General features: G+C 36.4%; 14 protein-coding genes. 11 read left to right on the forward strand and 3 right to left on the reverse strand.

What is annotated here, in order from left to right; translation table 11 throughout:
* The first annotated feature begins 34 nt into the window (after nt 1–34).
* From JAZ75_RS18410 to JAZ75_RS18445, 8 genes are all read left to right on the forward strand, one after another.
* Entirely contained in the window at nt 35–3,529 is a 3,495-nt protein-coding gene (locus JAZ75_RS18410; protein ID WP_208697373.1) for a SusC/RagA family TonB-linked outer membrane protein, read from the forward strand.
* 10 nt (nt 3,530–3,539) lie between these two features.
* The gene (locus JAZ75_RS18415) at nt 3,540–5,366 is read left to right on the forward strand and encodes a RagB/SusD family nutrient uptake outer membrane protein (RefSeq protein WP_208697375.1); all 1,827 of its coding nucleotides are present in this window, start codon (nt 3,540–3,542) and stop codon (nt 5,364–5,366) included.
* A gap of 10 nt (nt 5,367–5,376) precedes the next feature.
* Nucleotides 5,377–5,760 carry a BACON domain-containing protein gene (locus JAZ75_RS18420; protein ID WP_208697377.1) on the forward strand — a complete coding sequence of 128 codons (384 nt, stop codon included), beginning with the start codon at nt 5,377–5,379 and terminating at the stop codon, nt 5,758–5,760.
* The gene (locus JAZ75_RS18425; protein WP_208697379.1) at nt 5,757–7,286 is read left to right on the forward strand and encodes a sulfatase; all 1,530 of its coding nucleotides are present in this window, start codon (nt 5,757–5,759) and stop codon (nt 7,284–7,286) included. Before JAZ75_RS18420 ends, JAZ75_RS18425 begins: the two co-directional genes overlap by 4 nt.
* 502 nt (nt 7,287–7,788) lie before the next feature.
* A complete protein-coding gene (locus tag JAZ75_RS18430; RefSeq protein ID WP_208697380.1) occupies nt 7,789–8,124 on the forward strand; it encodes a hypothetical protein in 336 nt (111 codons plus the stop codon).
* 82 nt (nt 8,125–8,206) lie between these two features.
* Complete coding sequence (locus JAZ75_RS18435) at nt 8,207–8,692, forward strand: hypothetical protein (RefSeq protein ID WP_208697388.1); 486 nt, start codon at nt 8,207–8,209, stop codon at nt 8,690–8,692.
* Between the two features lie 243 nt (nt 8,693–8,935).
* On the forward strand, nt 8,936–9,586 hold the full coding sequence (locus JAZ75_RS18440) for a hypothetical protein (protein ID WP_208697390.1): 651 nt from the start codon (nt 8,936–8,938) through the stop codon (nt 9,584–9,586).
* Nucleotides 9,587–9,660: 74 nt separating this feature from the next.
* On the forward strand, nt 9,661–10,053 hold the full coding sequence (locus JAZ75_RS18445; protein ID WP_208697392.1) for a hypothetical protein: 393 nt from the start codon (nt 9,661–9,663) through the stop codon (nt 10,051–10,053).
* A gap of 231 nt (nt 10,054–10,284) precedes the next feature.
* Here JAZ75_RS18445 and JAZ75_RS18450 read toward each other — a convergent pair whose 3' ends face one another.
* The 3 genes from JAZ75_RS18450 to JAZ75_RS18460 all read right to left on the reverse strand — a co-directional run bounded on the left by JAZ75_RS18450 (nt 10,285) and on the right by JAZ75_RS18460 (nt 13,019).
* Nucleotides 10,285–11,124 (reverse strand): DUF5694 domain-containing protein, encoded by an 840-nt coding sequence (locus JAZ75_RS18450; RefSeq protein WP_208697394.1) that lies wholly within the window; start codon nt 11,122–11,124, stop codon nt 10,285–10,287.
* Between the two features lie 300 nt (nt 11,125–11,424).
* The gene (locus JAZ75_RS18455) at nt 11,425–12,117 is read right to left on the reverse strand and encodes a DUF1080 domain-containing protein (RefSeq protein WP_208697396.1); all 693 of its coding nucleotides are present in this window, start codon (nt 12,115–12,117) and stop codon (nt 11,425–11,427) included.
* A 287-nt stretch (nt 12,118–12,404) separates the two neighbouring features.
* A complete protein-coding gene (locus JAZ75_RS18460) occupies nt 12,405–13,019 on the reverse strand; it encodes a hypothetical protein (protein ID WP_208697398.1) in 615 nt (204 codons plus the stop codon).
* Between the two features lie 230 nt (nt 13,020–13,249).
* On the opposite strand from JAZ75_RS18460, the gene JAZ75_RS18465 reads away from it, so the two are divergent.
* From JAZ75_RS18465 to JAZ75_RS18475, 3 genes are all read left to right on the forward strand, one after another.
* Nucleotides 13,250–13,645, forward strand: a complete 396-nt coding sequence (locus tag JAZ75_RS18465; RefSeq protein ID WP_208697401.1) for a hypothetical protein — start codon at nt 13,250–13,252, stop codon at nt 13,643–13,645.
* 358 nt (nt 13,646–14,003) lie between these two features.
* Entirely contained in the window at nt 14,004–15,125 is a 1,122-nt protein-coding gene (locus tag JAZ75_RS18470; protein WP_232789258.1) for a vWA domain-containing protein, read from the forward strand.
* 59 nt (nt 15,126–15,184) lie between these two features.
* Nucleotides 15,185–16,651, forward strand: a complete 1,467-nt coding sequence (locus tag JAZ75_RS18475) for a sigma 54-interacting transcriptional regulator (RefSeq protein ID WP_208697410.1) — start codon at nt 15,185–15,187, stop codon at nt 16,649–16,651.
* The last annotated feature ends 212 nt before the right edge of the window (nt 16,652–16,863 follow it).

Raw genomic sequence — 16,863 nt, forward strand, 5'->3', positions numbered from 1 at the left:
ATGTGCTTAATTACTAACTTCTAATATCTAAATTATGAAAAAAAATTCACATGTCGTCAGTCATGTGCCGATTCTTTATTACCTAAAGTGGCTCTTCATGGTAAAATTTACGCTGTTGCTTATAGTAGCTTTTGGCTATAACAGTTATGCAAACTCGACACTTGCACAAGGCAACATTACTTTAAAAAACAAAAGCATAAAGTTTAAAACTTTACTCCAACTGATCGAAAAACAAACTGATCTGCGCTTTATCTACAATGACAACCAGATTGACAAATTTGTGATCAGTGATGTCAATGCAATTAGAAAACCATGGAATGAATTGTTAGAACCTATTTTAGAAAAAACAGGTCTTAAAATGCAGGAGATCAATGGTGGCCGAATTATTATTTCACCAATCGTAGTACAGGACCCCAGGTTTCATGGTAAGGTCATCGATAGCAAAGGCGAACCCTTACCTGGTGTATCCATTAAGGAAAAAGGATCTGATAGGAGTACACTTACAAATGAAAAAGGAGAATTTACGATTGCGGTTAAAAATACACAAAGTACGATCTTAATTAGTAGTGTCGGTTTTGTATCGAGAGAGGTATTATATTCATCGGCTTTTCAATCTATCCAGTTAGCCGACGATCTTGCTCAACTTGAAGAAGTCGTTGTCGTTGGTTATGGAGCACAAAAGCGCGTCAATTTGACCGGTGCTGTTTCCGCTATTAGCGGACGGGAATTGGAAAACAGGCCCGTTGTCAATGCAACACAAAGCTTACAAGGGATCGTACCAGGACTAAATGTCAATGTTGGCGGGAATACCAAGCCTGGTCAAAGCTTCAACCTCAATGTACGCGGAGTTGGAAATATCAGCGGAACCGATGGCCCATATGTACTTGTAGATGGAATGGAGATGTCATTAGCAGACATCAATCCCAGCGATATTGAAAACATCTCGGTATTAAAAGATGCATCAGCATCTGCGATATATGGATCAAGAGCAGCATATGGAGTTATTTTGGTGACAACTAAAAAAGGTACAGCAGGAAAAAAAGTAATCAGTTTTACCGGAAATACTGGACTCACATCACCTGTTAGATTGCCCGATATGGCTAATTCTGTAGAATTTGCCAACTTCTTCAATGCCGCGACCTTCAATGCATTGGGTACGAAACAGTATTCGGAAGACAAGATTGCGCTATTGCAACAGTATATCAATGATCCAAACAGTCTTTCAATTTTTCCAGAAGTCAACACCAACAATTATGCAAGCTGGGAAAACAGTGCCAATGGAATTGCTAATACCAACTGGTTCAATCTGCATTATAAACCAACTGCTCTACGTCAGAATTATACACTAAACATGAGTGGAGGCAATGCAGGTACCCAATTTTACGTCTCGGCAGGCTATTACAACGAACAAGGAATCTTGCGTTATGCAGATATCGACTATAAACGTTATAATTTTAACAGTTCTGTTTCCTCAGATCTGACCTCTTGGTTAAAACTAAAGGCCAATGTTAAATATACCAGAAGCAACAACCAAACCCCTCTAGCAGGATACGAAGACATGTTCTTCCATAATTTAGCGCGTATGCGTCCTAATGTTTCACCTTACGATTTTTACGGTAACTGGAATGAACAATCCATGGTTCCCTACTTACAGTCGGGAACAAAAGACGATTTGACAAACAATACACTAGCAGTACTAAGTGGTTTGGAAATAAGTCCCTTAAAAAACTGGAAAATATTTGCCGATCTCAATTATAGGTTAGATAATGATGCTAATGATATCTTAAAATTACCGGGAACCATTTATGGCATTGATGGAACTTCTTACCTTGTTAATCGTTCTGAATACAATATCCCATTAGGGGGCAGTTTTGAGCGTAAAATGAACAGCAACAATTACCTCACACCTAACGTCTATACGAACTATAAACTATCGCTGGACAGGCACAACTTTGATATCACGGCAGGTTTTCAGCAAGAACTCAATCAGTTTAAAGAAATCTACACATCCGCTAGTGATTTGATTAGTTTCGATCGTCCCGGAATAGACCTGTCGACAGGAACCAAATCAAGTAAAGAGGCACGTAATCATTGGGCAACACGTGGTTTCTTTGCGCGTTTGAATTACAATTTCGACCAAAAATACCTATTGGAAATCAATGGACGTTATGATGGTTCTTCACGTTTCGCGCCCGGCAATCGTTGGGGTTTCTTTCCATCGGTATCTGCGGCATACAACATCAGTGAAGAGTCATTTTTTAAAGATCAAGTCAGTTGGGTGAATCAGCTGAAAATAAGAGGTTCATACGGATCACTCGGGAATCAGGCTGGAGCAGGACTTTATGCATACTCTGAAAACATGAGCATCATCGTACCGGGTGCAAACGGAGCTGGAGGAAGATATTATTTTGAAAATGGTCGCGAGAGCTACATCAACGCTCCAGGTGCATTCAATCCATTGATCACCTGGGAAACTGTACGTAGTGCCAATTTTGGTCTTGATTTTACGGCATTTAAATATAGATTGACCGGAACACTTGATATCTATCAGCGGAATACCAAAGATATGCTCGGTCCATCTCGAGATGTAGCCGATCTTTTCGGTACAGTACCCGCAAAAAGTAACAATGCTGATTTAAGAACACGCGGTTGGGAAGTCAATGTCAAATGGCGCGATCAGTTTTCTGACGACTGGAGCTATAACCTAGGCTTAATACTAACAGATTATAGATCAATGGTTACGAAATATCAAAATCCAACAAAATTTGATCCAAGTGGACAATGGTACGAGGGCAAGGCCTCTGGTGAAATCTGGGGCTATACCGCCAATCAATTGATCCGTACACAGGCAGAAGCAGATGCTTATAATGAATTGGATCAATCATTTTTGTCCGCTCGCGATTGGATCCCTGGAGATGTCATGTATCTTGATACCAACAATGATGGTAAAATCAATAATGGCACCAACCGCTTAGGTGATATGGGCGACATTTCCATCATCGGAAACACCACCCCAAGGTATAGCTATAGTTTATCTGGTGGATTAACTTGGAAAAATTTATCGATGAATATGCTGTGGCAAGGTATTGGTAAAAGAGATTTTAGTCCAGCAGTTGCGGATGCTTACTTTTGGGGAGCAGGTGCCTTAGCACAAGTAACCGTTTTCAAGCAACATTTAGATTACTTCTCTGAAAGTAATCCCGATGCTTACTATCCCAATCCTTATGCAGCACCAGCAGGTGCCATCAATTCTTATATCAATAAGACACAGCTATCTTCAACACGTTATTTACAAAGTGCTGCATATCTACGCCTCAAAAATCTGACCATCAGTTATAATATTCCTAAATCATTGATCCAACGCTGGAAATTCGAGCGAATAAATGTATTCGTTAGTGGCGAAAACTTATTGACTTTTAGCCCATTGGCGAAAATGTTTGACCCAGAAACCATCAACGGAGGTTCAGGAACAGGGAAGATATATCCCTTGAGTAAAGTGTATTCTTTTGGTCTTAACGTTAATTTCTAATCCGATCACCATGAAATTATATAACTTATATTTATGCTTAATAACAGTCAGTATAACTGTATTTTCAGGATGTAATAGCAATTTTTTGGATCGAGAACCATTGGATCAATTATCCACAACAGGTAGTTTATCTTCGACCAATGAGCTAAAACTGTATGTCAATCAGTTCTATCAAACCTTACCTGGCCATCCAAATTTTACCGGTGGTATCGGGCCTGCTTTTGATGATGCACGTACAGATAATATGATATTTACCAGTGTAGACCCGAGACTTAGCGGACAGTTAACGGTTGCCAATGCTTCAAGTATCACTGAATATACGCAAATAAGATCAATCAATTTTTTTCTAAAGCAATCAAAAAATGCAAAAGGAAATCAAACTGATATCAACAAATATCTAGGTGAAGCATATTTCTTCCGTGCTTGGTATTATTTCGAATTGGTCAAAAAGTATGGCGATGTCACGTGGGTCAATCAATTGTTAAGTTCCGAGGATGAATCCACGCTATTAGCTCGAGACAGCCGTATTCTGATAGTGGATTCTATCCTCAATGATCTGAACCGTTCGATCGATCTTTTACCTACCGCATCTACCAATGCAAGTATGCGTGTACACCGTGATGTGGCTCTTGCACTAAAATCACGAGTTGGTCTTTATGAAGGAACATGGCAACGGTACCATAAACTAAAAGCCACACCATTTGCGAGTGTGGAAGCTACCGAAGATAAGATCAAAAGTTATCTGACTCAAGCACGAGATGCCGCCAAGACTATTATTGATGGTAACCGCTGGAAAATATATACCACCGGAAAATTCAATGATGATTATCGTAATATGTTCAATACTGCAAATCTGTCGACAAACAATGAAGTTCTATTATATCGTCGCTATAATCCTTCAGAAAATGTCGGTCACGGTGTCTCCAAATATTTATCAACAGGAGGAGGGGATATCGGATTGACCCAGAGTCTCGTGAGTGATTATTTAACAGCAGATGGGAAACCATTTGTAGGTACAATTCAGACCGAAGTACAAAAAACATACAGCCAAGATTTAAGACCTACAGTACGTGATCCACGTTTGGCACAGACAGCTGTAGTGCCGCAGGCACCGTTACGACCTGATGCTGTAGCAGCAAATTTTCCACCGATCAATCAAAGTGGATTCAATCGTTCAACTACAGGTTACCCGATGTACAAATATGTCGAGTACAATAGTCTGCCTGCCGTATCTGATGATGGCATGAGTGCTGCTCCGGTCATTTATTTCCGTTATGCAGAAGTATTACTCAACTATGCCGAAGCTATAGCTGAACTTAAGGAAGATCCGAGTAAAATTATTGACGCGATACGACCATTGCGCGCACGCGTTAATATGCCGGACATGGATTTCGATCGCGAGTACAATACTGCAGCTAACTACTCCTTTGCACAGCTAGACAAATATGTACAGGCAGTAAGAAGAGAAAGACGCGTTGAGCTTGTAGCCGAGGGGCAGCGCTTACAAGATATTTTCCGTTGGGCAGCGGCCGATCAATTGATTGTTGGCAAAAGACCCTTAGGTATTCTTTATATTGGAAGCAATATTGCGCAAGAAAACAGCAGTACAGGCTTTTATAAGGACAACCTGTTATATTATGACACAGCACCAGCAGGAAAAACAGTCAATTTCTTTTTGTCCGGTAATCCTGGTGATGCGACACGCTACATGGATCCTTACAAAGCAGTATTGCCAAGTGGGTATCGCTTTAGAGTCGATCGAGATTACTTACTTCCCATCCAGCAACGGATGATCGAATTGACAAATGGTAAATGGAAACAAAACCCAAATTGGTAAAATCACTATCATGAAGACATTAATTTATAAAAAAGGAAACTTCGGTGTCCTTATACTCCTAATCTTATTAGCGTTAATTGCTTGCAAAAAAGAAGACCTTCCTGCTAAACCTATCGCTGGTTCATTTCAGGTAACCAGTACCGTGACAAACGAAATCGAAAAAGCAGAAGCTGCTTATACCATCAGCATCGTAGGCAGTACCAATGGCTGGTGGGTTACATTGCCCGCAAACGTACAGTGGTACAGTGTGGAACGCAAATATGGCTCTGGTAACGTGACGCAGAAACTGACGATCAAGGCCAATGATTCGGGTCAAGATCGATTGGGCTGGGTCAAAATAAACTCCACTTCCAAAGAAGAAGTAACCATCAATTTTAAACAAAAGGGATCATGAAATTAAGTTTTATTGTAATTTTAGTGCTCGCCCTAACTACAGGACGACATGCTTACGGACAGAAAAGGCCTAATGTCGTCATCATCATTTCCGACGACCATGCTTATCAAACCATAGGAGCATACGGTTCAAAATATGGAAAAACACCCCAGATAGATCGTATTGCAAATGAGGGTGCTATTTTTAAAAATGCTTTTGTAAACAATTCAATATGTGGACCCAGTAGGGCCACTTTATTGACCGGGAAGTATAGCCACAAAAATGGATTTAAAGATAATGAGACTTCCGAGTTCGATTTCAGCCAAGATCTATTTGTCAAACAACTCCAACAAGTAGGGTACAATACCGCTTGGGTCGGTAAAATCCATTTGGGAGACAAATTACAGGGATTTAATTATTTTGACATCCTGGTTGATCAAGGCACATATTTCAATCCAGATTTTATCAGTAAACAAGGAAGTAAACGAAGCGAAGGATATGTTTCAGATATTGTGACCGATAAAGCTTTAACCTGGCTCGATACCATAAATCAAGAACAACCTTTTTGCTTGGTTATCGGGCATAAAGCTACCCATCGTACCTGGATGCCCGATCCTGCAGATTTTGGCACTTATGACAGCGTCGATTTTAAATTGCCGGAAACCTTTTACGATGATTACGAAAGCCGTAAACCGGCCAAGCTTCAGGAGATGTCTATTGATAAGGATATGCGCATGGGCTACGATCTAAAGATGTTCGAATCTGTTGAAGCGATGATGCAGGATGGTAATTTCAAACGTATGACACCAGCACAGCAAGAAAAATACATCAACTATTACAGACCTATCTATGAAGAGTTAAAGCAATCCAAGTTGACCGGAAAAGCTTTAGCCGAATGGAAGTTTAAGCGCTATATGACCGACTACCTCAATACCGCACAATCCATGGATCGTAACATCGGAAAAGTATTGGACTACATAGACAGTAAGCAACTTAAGGAAAATACAGTCGTAATCTATCTGTCCGATCAAGGTTTTTATATGGGCGAACATGGTTGGTTTGATAAACGTTGGATGTATGAAGAATCCTTCCGTACACCCATGTTCATGCGGTACCCGGCAATTTTAAAACCCCATACTGAAATCAATGCAAAGGTGGTCAATGCCGATATTGCACCGACTCTCCTGGAACTTGCATCAGTCAAAAAACCGAAGGACATGCAGGGTGAGTCTTTTGTACATGTGCTCAAAAATCCATCAACAGAACATCGGAAAGATCTTTTCTATCATTACTTTGAAAATGGAGAACATGCTGTCAGCCCACATTTTGGAGTCCGTGATGATCGTTACAAATTAATCCGATATTATAAACGTCAGGAAGCATGGGAGCTTTTCGATTTACAAAAAGACCCTCAAGAACTTCATAATGTCTATCATGATCCTGCCTATAGTTCCATCGTGAAAATGATGAAGAAAAAGCTAGTTAAGCAAATTCATCTGTTTGATGATACAGAAGCAGCTGCAATTTATAAGATAAACATCGATTAGCAATGTATAATAAAACTATTTTACAATCAGTTGGTTTGTGCTTATAAGCATACCTTATGAATAATTCTGAAGATATATTCATAGATAAAATAAAATAGCGTAAAGGTGTAATTTAAATCAATTTTAAAGCCGTTTGGTATCCCCAAACGGCTTTTCCTTTAACAAAAATTCTTGCTTGAATATTTCAAAATTTAAATGCCAAACCATGATCACATTGATACACCTGTTAATGGACCATGTTGTGCATTTCTCTTCAAGAAGTAGGTCGATGCTTACCAAATGATTGTTTCTCCATCTTCAATAGAAGCTGAGAGACTAATTCGGAAGAAACTCCGTATTTGTTGCATAAAATGGAAACAAATGATTGCATATTTAAAAGTATAGAATATATCGTTTTTAATACATATTGCTTGATTAAGGGACTTTATAATATTTGAATGATCATTATGTAAATTTTATTTTTAACTTGTCTATATCAAGTAGGAGATAAAGAACGCTAATTATGAATAAAATCAAAACGCTTATTTTGCTAGGACTAGTTGCATCTATTGAAGTCATTTATGCGCAGAATAATATTGTGCCTTCGTCAAGGAAAAAATTATTCGATCAATCATTGGCTACTCATCCAAAAAAAGAAAGTTTGCAGGCATTCGTAGAAAATACCTATGTAAACTCTTCAATATTTCATTATGTTGTTAAGCCAGCTTTAGAAAAAGGTGACTTTTCTGTACTGATTATGACAAGTGGTTCAGATACTAAATTAAAGAAAAGTAGGGAGCTTGCGCGGATCAAGAAAGAAGATATCTCTGAAATCTCGTTTAAGAAATCTAAAAGATGATGCCCTTTATGGAGAATTTGCTAGCACTTTTGGAATGGTTATTATAACACTTAAGAATTAAGTTGATGGATTTTTAAATCTCATGATGAAGTTTGTAATCGGATTTATATTTCTCTGTTTATCTTCTGTTGATGTTTCTCCGCAGAAAGAAGATATCGTTGTATCTGTTATATTAAAAAATGTTATTGGTAAGTCTTTTACATTCAATCAGAGTGATAGGAAAGACTACTTAAATGATGTCATAATTACCTATCTAGGAAAGGTCGAAACTAAAAATAAAAGTAAATATCATATTTTAACTTGGGGGAGAATATGGGGGCCAAATAGACATACAACAGGAACTATTTTGTTATATGATTATAAGAAGAGATACTTTGGTAAATATGTGCTAGGAGCAATTAATGATTTACCCGTTAAGTTAGATTGCAATAAGTTAATCTTTGATAATAAGCAAAAAATTGATTGTGATCAATCGATAATGACTACGATTGACTTCGAAACTATTCCAAAGGATATATTTCTTAAGTGTAATGGTGATCAAGGGGATATATATGAGCTTAGTTTTTGATGCTTCATATCACCAGTTCCTGCTGTATCATTTACGTTTACGACGCATTGGGTAATATTATTTGTGTATAGAAGGAGTAGATACACAGCAAATTCGACATAAACAAGGGATTAATTGCTGGATTGAAATACAGCTTTCTGATATTCGAATTTAAACATGTAAGTTTTTATTTTTGGGTACAATAATATATAAGTATCACAGAAAAACAGATATCACTATCATGAGCTGTTTTAATAAATAAATATGTTTAGGTTATTTAAAAATAAATTTAGAACACTAAAAAGCTGGGAAATTGATGTTTTCCGTGAACTATTAGATCAATTAGGTGTTGAATATAAACATTATATAGCGCAACTAAATTTTATTGAAAAAGTAGGTATTAATAGATCTGATATTCCAAATTTGATTAGTTTCATATACCCAACTTCCTTTTATAAAAAATTTGAAAATCATAAGGTATACAACTATATATTAGAGAACCTGATAATAAAAGATCTGCATTCAACTAGAAATATAGTAATAACACTGTATTTTGCTCATAATATCTTTTTAGGTTACTCAAGTGATCTGAAATACAGTACTTTTGAATGCGATAATAAAAATATTTTTTATGGAGATATTAAAAAGAAAGTGTGGGGCGAAGAAGGATTTAGGCTAATTAAAAAATATTTGACATCAGCGGAATTAAAGCATATAAATCGCAGTGAAGTTTATATTTCAAGTATAGAGGGAGTTGAATATTTTCATTTAAAGGAGCTTAGTGATGGAGACTTTTTAGGTGTCAATAATAACGGAGTTTTTTTCATAGTTACTCATGACCCACTTGAAATGAAAGAAATTACTAGAGTGTTTGCTTGTCATATTCTACAATTCGGTAATGAGCCGTTTAACTAAACTATTTTAGTATTAACTGGATTACATTCACTGAATAAGAATTGCTAAACTAAAAACTGCGAAAAATAAATATTATGATGAATAATTATGAAGATCCAATTCAATTTAATCTTCAAAAAAGTACAAAAGAGATCGAATTAACCTATTCGAGGTTAACAGAAATTTGTCAAGGTGGACCAGAAGTTGGACATCTCACTATTAATGGAGTTAAGATGTCAGGATTATTTGGTGGGCCTGCCATTATAGATGGTCACTATGTTTATATCCCTCTTTTTGTGAACAAAGTGATTGGGCAGGGTTTTAAATTGGCAGTAATTGATGCCTCTACTCTTGAAGTTCGTAAATTTGGTCCTATCAAAAGTCTTATTTTTTTAGACTGCATTGAAAATAACAAACTGTTGTTTTTTGAAAACATTGATAAAGCAGTTAAGCGGTGTTTTGAATTGCAAAAATTGCACTCGATATAAGGGAAAATAAGCAGCGAATATAAATCGTATTTAAATTTTTAATATTTTTTTCAGTACAATTTTAAACTACTAAAAATATGCTTGACTTTCTTGGAATTCTCCTCATTATTAACAAAGATCGAAAAATGAAGAATGCCATTATTTATTAAAGATAATGGCATTCTCTTTATGCTATATAATTCAGGTAAACAGTTTTCATGCTATTTCACAATTCTGTAGGAAGAGTTTGACTTACTTAGCATCGAAAACCTGTGTTAAGTCAACAAGTTCAAAGTTTTTGTCGACCTCAAAAAACTGTCTTAGTATAGCAGCATGTCCACTCCCCACCAGAACAAGAATAGTTTTGGTATGAGGTTTTAATTGATTCTGAATATTAGCGTACATAACCAAATTCCTTTTATACCAGTCAGTAACGAGATTGGACCCTAAATAATCTTTATTAGTCATCACTTTATTAGCAAATGAAATATAAAAACCACTGTTTTTATCTAAGTTGGACTTTTCATTTATACATATAAATATATCACTCAGATTGCTTTTTTCTAGGCAGTTATCCGACAAAGAGGCATTAATTTTACTAAATTCTTCTTTCAAAGCTGGATTTGCATTCACCTCTTTTAATAAAATATCAAATCTCATTTCTATCATACTATCAATAGGATATAATTCTTGGTGTTCTAATTTTTTCGCTAATCTATAACCTAACTGAAAAGTTTCACCTTCGATATAATATCTTTTTAACCGTTCTCTTTTTATTGTATCTATGAACTTGTGATATTGATCTTTTAAATATGATTGGTAGTTTGCATTCAATTCGTTCCTTTTGTTAAAATTACTCTCGACAAATATTTGATCGGGTTTATAAGCAGATGCCTTAATTTTATTGGTAATTTCTTCTAAATCTTGTTGGCTTTCTTTAGATAATATATTTCTGTCTTTTTGTTTGATCATATCATTTCCAGGATTATTAAAGTGATAAGTTCCTAATAATATGACTTTTACTTTTTCTTGAGCCGATACAAATGAGAATTGAAAAATTAAGAAAAATAAGATGAAGTTAATTTTGCCCATGTTTACTTATATTTATTTAAGTTATTGATTTTTTGCAAATATATAAAATCACATGCTTGTTAAATATAAAAAAGGATATAATTTATAAGGTAAATGATGCCTTTTCAGGTCTGGAAAGAGTTGCGCATGAGACTTTCGATTTTTAATGTAAACAATAAATCTGAACAGAATGCTACAAAGTGTCATCAATCTAGAAAGCCATTCCGTTAGGAATGGCTTTCTAGATTTTATAGCAGCGAACTAACTATTGCAAATGCATGATTGCTTAGACTTGCATGAATGCTTTGTTGCCATTATCATTTATTTAGAAAGATGCGTTATTGGCGTTAGTAAAACCTTACGGAATTCAACTTCAGCACCTTCAGCTTGAAGCGCAATCTGACCACTGTTTGCGGTACAGTCGTAACCTTCATTTACAAGGTCACCATTTACCCATACTTTTATCTTCCGGTCTAAGCATTCAATCCTCATACTGTTCCATTCACCAAGAGGTTTCTCAGAATTGTCGGTAAGATTCAAAATCCGACGTTTTTTATCTTCTGTAATGCCCCATTCAGCAGGTTCACCTCGACGCTCAACCATATTTGGTACTTTAATGTCCTCCACAATACACCAAAAGTCTCCCGCATTTTCATGCATCATCTGTACTTCAATAGATTTTGGAAACATTCCATAAAGCGCGCGTGGAGTAGAGGCATGCACCAGTACACCGCAGTTTCCTGGTTTTCCTGCAAAACGGTATTCGACATCCAGACTATAGTTCTTATGCGACTTATCGGTTATAATATGGCCATTTGGATTACCCATACTTACTAGCATCCCATCTCTGACAAGAAAAGGACTTTTTACAGTGGTATTTTTGTCCATTTCTGGAACATCGATATGCCAGCCAATTAAGTCCTTGCCGTTAAATAGGCTTTTTGATTGCGCACACGAAGATAGGGAAAACGCTAAGCTACTGACAATAAAAAGAGCAGAATAATAAAAGTTCATATTTGGTTTAGGTTTGAATGATTATTTCGTTAAAACAAACATACATAATAATTTTCATAGGAATAAAATAGAAATATTAGTTTTTACTTAGTATTTTGAAAAACTAACTCCAATAAAATATCAGTTCAAAGTTCAAAAAATCGAAGATTTGAAGGTTTCCAATTCTGATTGTAAATAAGAATTACTTTTTTTTATAAAAGTCGTAAGAATGATGGATTTACATTGAAATCTCACAACTCGATCTATTTAAAAGCCACTAGGTCTGGGGCATGAATTTGGGTTTTCAATTAATTTAAGTTATGATCTTTTGGAACTTTTGCACCCATCTCAACTTTAGCGGAAAACACCAAAATTTGAATTAATATTGCAATAACAATTAGGATCACGATTTCGATGTAAGACATTAATCTACTTCTGCTCGTCATACTGATTACTTCATCTAGCTTGACTTTTCCTTCCTCCAATTGAATCGAAGACAATGTTTCTAAAGTTTGTCGTGCTTGTTTGCTGATCTCAATAGCTTTAGCATGATCTGTGGCATTAACATTTTGCGCTATTTGTTGAATGCAGATTTTAAATGTATTAAAATTGACATTTTCTTTATCTGTTAGCACCGTTTTTTCATAAAGTGTATTGATTTGCTTGATTTTATCTAGTTCCAAATTAACGTTTTTAGATGAATATTGAGGTGCAGATAGTAAGACAAGTAATTTCTCCATGCGATTTGAAAGCTTGTGAATATAATCAGCCACCACTAAGCGATCCGAATATAAAGAAGTTACCGATTCATTAATTCTTTTGACCAAGTGTTGCTCTTGAATATTGGTCAACATCACCAAGCAAAGGACAGAGAAAAACAACATCGCAGCCTTAATTTTATTTTTCACTGTAAAAGTCCACATTGGTCGTATATTTTGGTAAAAAAACTGAAGAATAGCAATTTAATAAAAATTAAGCTAAAGAGGAAAAAGTAGTTTTTTATCCTGAGTTTTCTTCGCAGCAGCAGTTTCGAAAAGATTTATGACATTAAGAAGCGAGTATTGCTATAATCGAATATCAGTTAAGTTATGAATTATATATCTTTTTTAATTTGCTGATTATTTGTAGATTAGAGTAGTTAAATTAATGTATTATGGGATTAAAGATATTTAGTTTTGTTTTTGCGTTTATTTTTTACAATTTCCATGAGCCAATTTTAGATAAAGAGGTATTGAAAGGAAATTGGGAAAATCAGAATGAGGGGATTTTACAGCGTATAAATTTTATTGGTGAGAACATTGTCACTTTTAATTTGTTACATGATCAAAAATCCCAAAGTTATCAGAAACTTTATAAAGTAAAGAAGTCGGTTGCAAAGGAACTTATTTTGGAAGTGTATTCTAAAGATCTATACAGTGATAAAGTCTATGGAGATACTAAACTTCTTAAAATTGACCTATCAGTTCCAAAAACAATGAAAGTATCCTTTGGTACAGATGATAATAAGAGTTTTATATTAGTTCGTAAAGATAGATCGATTTTTCATTGATATATAAGAACTAACAAAAATTCTAATCTTTTTGAACACTTCGTCACTTTTTTTTAACAATCATGACCAAAGTACACTGCACCATTTAGTGCTATGTGTGCTTTGGTCATGCAGATGAATATTGTCTAACTTTCCCACCACTTAAAATACAAAATTGCTCGATCAGCTAGGTTCACAGAAACTTTTACGCACAACAACAAAAAGCACTAGTTCAAAACCCTCTTGCCACAAAAATTATTCTTCATATCACAAAGAATCTAGGATTCTTTATAAGGATTTTTATTTCGTAAATTCAACCTGAGAAGTTATTCCGATTACAATATGCGAATAGCTTCATTTATGCTAATAAAATGAATCCATGAACAGTACGAAACGAAATAAGGGTTTTATCTTTAAGCAATATGACGAGCCGTTTCAAACGCCTTTTGACAAATTATTTGATATTTTCAAGGAATTGATTACACACACCTCCGGTGATTTCGATGAAGCTATTGATTGGTTGCGGCAATTGGACAAAGAGTTTAAACTGACCACTACAGCATATACCGTTGACGATTTCATTGCAGATCTGAAGAATAAAGGATACATCAGAGAAAAATTGGAACCAGGTGGCAGTGGTAGCTCAGCTATTACCTCAAAGTTGGAAAAAGCATTACGTCAGCATGCCTTAGATCAGATTTTCGGAAAGATGCGAAAAGGAAAGTCCGGCAACCATAAAACCAATCACCATGGGCGGAGTGATGAAAATATGGGCGATTTCAGAAACTATCAGTATGGAGACAGCCTTGAGAAAATAGCCTTGACGGAGAGCCTTAAAAATGCGCAGATTAATCATGGAATAGGAGAGTTCGCCTTATCAGAAAATGATCTCGTTGTCGAAGACACCCAGTTTAAATCACAGATGAGTACCGTGTTGATGATTGATATCAGCCATAGTATGATCCTATACGGTGAAGACCGGATCACACCCGCAAAAAAAGTGGCTATGGCTTTATCAGAACTTATCCTGACACGTTATCCCAAGGACTCACTGGACATCATCGTTTTTGGTAATGATGCTTGGCCTATAGCGATAAAAGATCTACCTTATCTGCAAGTAGGACCATTTCACACCAATACGGTCGCAGGCTTGAAGTTGGCGATGGAGATCCTCAGACGTAAACGGCATGCTAACAAGCAGATATTTATGATTACTGATGGAAAGCCGAGCTGTTTAAACATGCCTGATGGTAGTTACTATAAAAATCCGATGGGTTTAGATCCTTTTATCACCAGCAAGTGCTATAGTATGGCCGCACAGGCCAGAAAGCTGGGAATACCCATTACAACCTTCATGATCACTTCAGATCCCTATCTGCAGGAATTTGTTGACGAATTTACGGCTTCAAATCAGGGAAAAGCTTACTATACAGGACTTGGAGATCTTGGAGAAATGATTTTTGAGGATTATGAAGAAAATCGCAGAAAGAGAATACGATAAACAATTACGTTAATAAGATATACATTTTGCGCAGCATTTGCGCTTCATTATAAGAACATATGGATTACACGAAGATAACAACATTTGGCGCACTAAAAGCTTCTGGCTATAAACCTAAGGCGATAAAAGAAGAATTGCGTCAGAATCTGATTACAAAGATAAGCAACGGGGAAACCGTATTTACCGGAGTACACGGCTACGAGGACACCGTTATTCCAGAACTAGAAAGAGCTATCCTCTCCAAACATAATATCAATTTCCTCGGTCTTCGTGGGCAAGCAAAGACACGTCTAGCCCGACTTATGGTTAATCTATTAGATGAATATATACCTGTGGTACAAGGCTCTGAAATTAATGATGATCCCTATAACCCAATATCGCGTTATGCTGTAGAACTATTAAAGGAAAAGGGTGATGATACACCGATTGATTGGCTTCATAGAAGTGATCGTTTTGCAGAGAAACTGGCTACACCGGATGTAACTGTCGCAGATTTGATCGGCGATGTAGATCCGATCAAAGCCGCAAATCTGAGACTGAGCTATGCAGACGATCGTGTGATTCATTTTGGTATGATTCCACGGGCGAATCGCTCGATATTTGTTATCAATGAACTGCCCGATCTTCAGGCGAGAATTCAGGTAGCACTTTTTAATATATTGCAAGAAGGAGACATCCAGATCCGGGGATTTAAATTACGTCTGCCGTTGGATGTCCAGTTTGTGTTTACTGCAAATCCGGAAGATTACACCAATAGAGGAAGTATCGTAACGCCCCTAAAAGACCGGATAGGATCACAGATATTAACACATTACCCTGAAACAGTAGCGATTGCAAAAACCATTACTGCTCAGGAAGCTAACCTAGAAGCTGCACAAAAAGAACAAATATATGTTCCAGAACTGGCTCGTGAATTGATTGAGCAGATCAGTTTTGAAGCCCGCAATAGCGAATATGTTGATGAAAAAAGTGGTGTCAGTGCTCGTATGAGTATTACCGCATTTCAAAACTTATTAAGTACTGCCGAACTGCGGATGCTCAAAAACGGAGCTTCAGCCACAGCAGTAAGATTGAGCGATTTTATGGGTATTGTGCCAGCTATCACTGGTAAAGTGGAGCTCGTATATGAAGGTGAGCAGGAGGGAGCCAGTACTGTGGCAATTCAGTTGATTGAGAATGCCGTTAAAAGTATATTTCTTACTTTATTTCCAAAAATTGAGAAGTTTGAAAAGGAAAATGAACGTTATCCCTACGATGATATTGTCCGCTGGTTCTCGGAATCTGAGGGTATTGAATTATCCGATGAACTCACTGATGTAGATTACGAACATGCACTGGACGATGTGACACCTATCCGCAGTTTGATACAGCAGTATCAGTCACAGACGAAGCCTGAAGATTTCTATTTTCTGACCGAATTCATCCTGTGGGGACTTACGCTCAATAACAAGTTAAGTAAATACAGAGTAGGTAGCGGTTTGCAGTTTCAAGATAAGTTTCAAGAATATCTGAGGAACAATCTATAGCAAGCTAGCAATGGAAAATCATATATTTTTTTCATTACTTACGTAAATGATGAAAAAATATGCTTTGTTTTATTTGCTGTTTATTATCTTCACCAGGCGAGCTATGATGTAAAAGTTTGATTCTAAATTTTGATTATATTAAAAATCAGCAAGTCACTTAATATTGACTTGCTGATTTTTAACTTTTAGTGATTGTAGGCGCTCCTCCAAAT

It is taken from the genome of Sphingobacterium sp. UDSM-2020 (assembly GCF_016132525.1).
GTDB classification, from domain to species: Bacteria; Bacteroidota; Bacteroidia; order Sphingobacteriales; family Sphingobacteriaceae; genus Sphingobacterium; species Sphingobacterium anhuiense.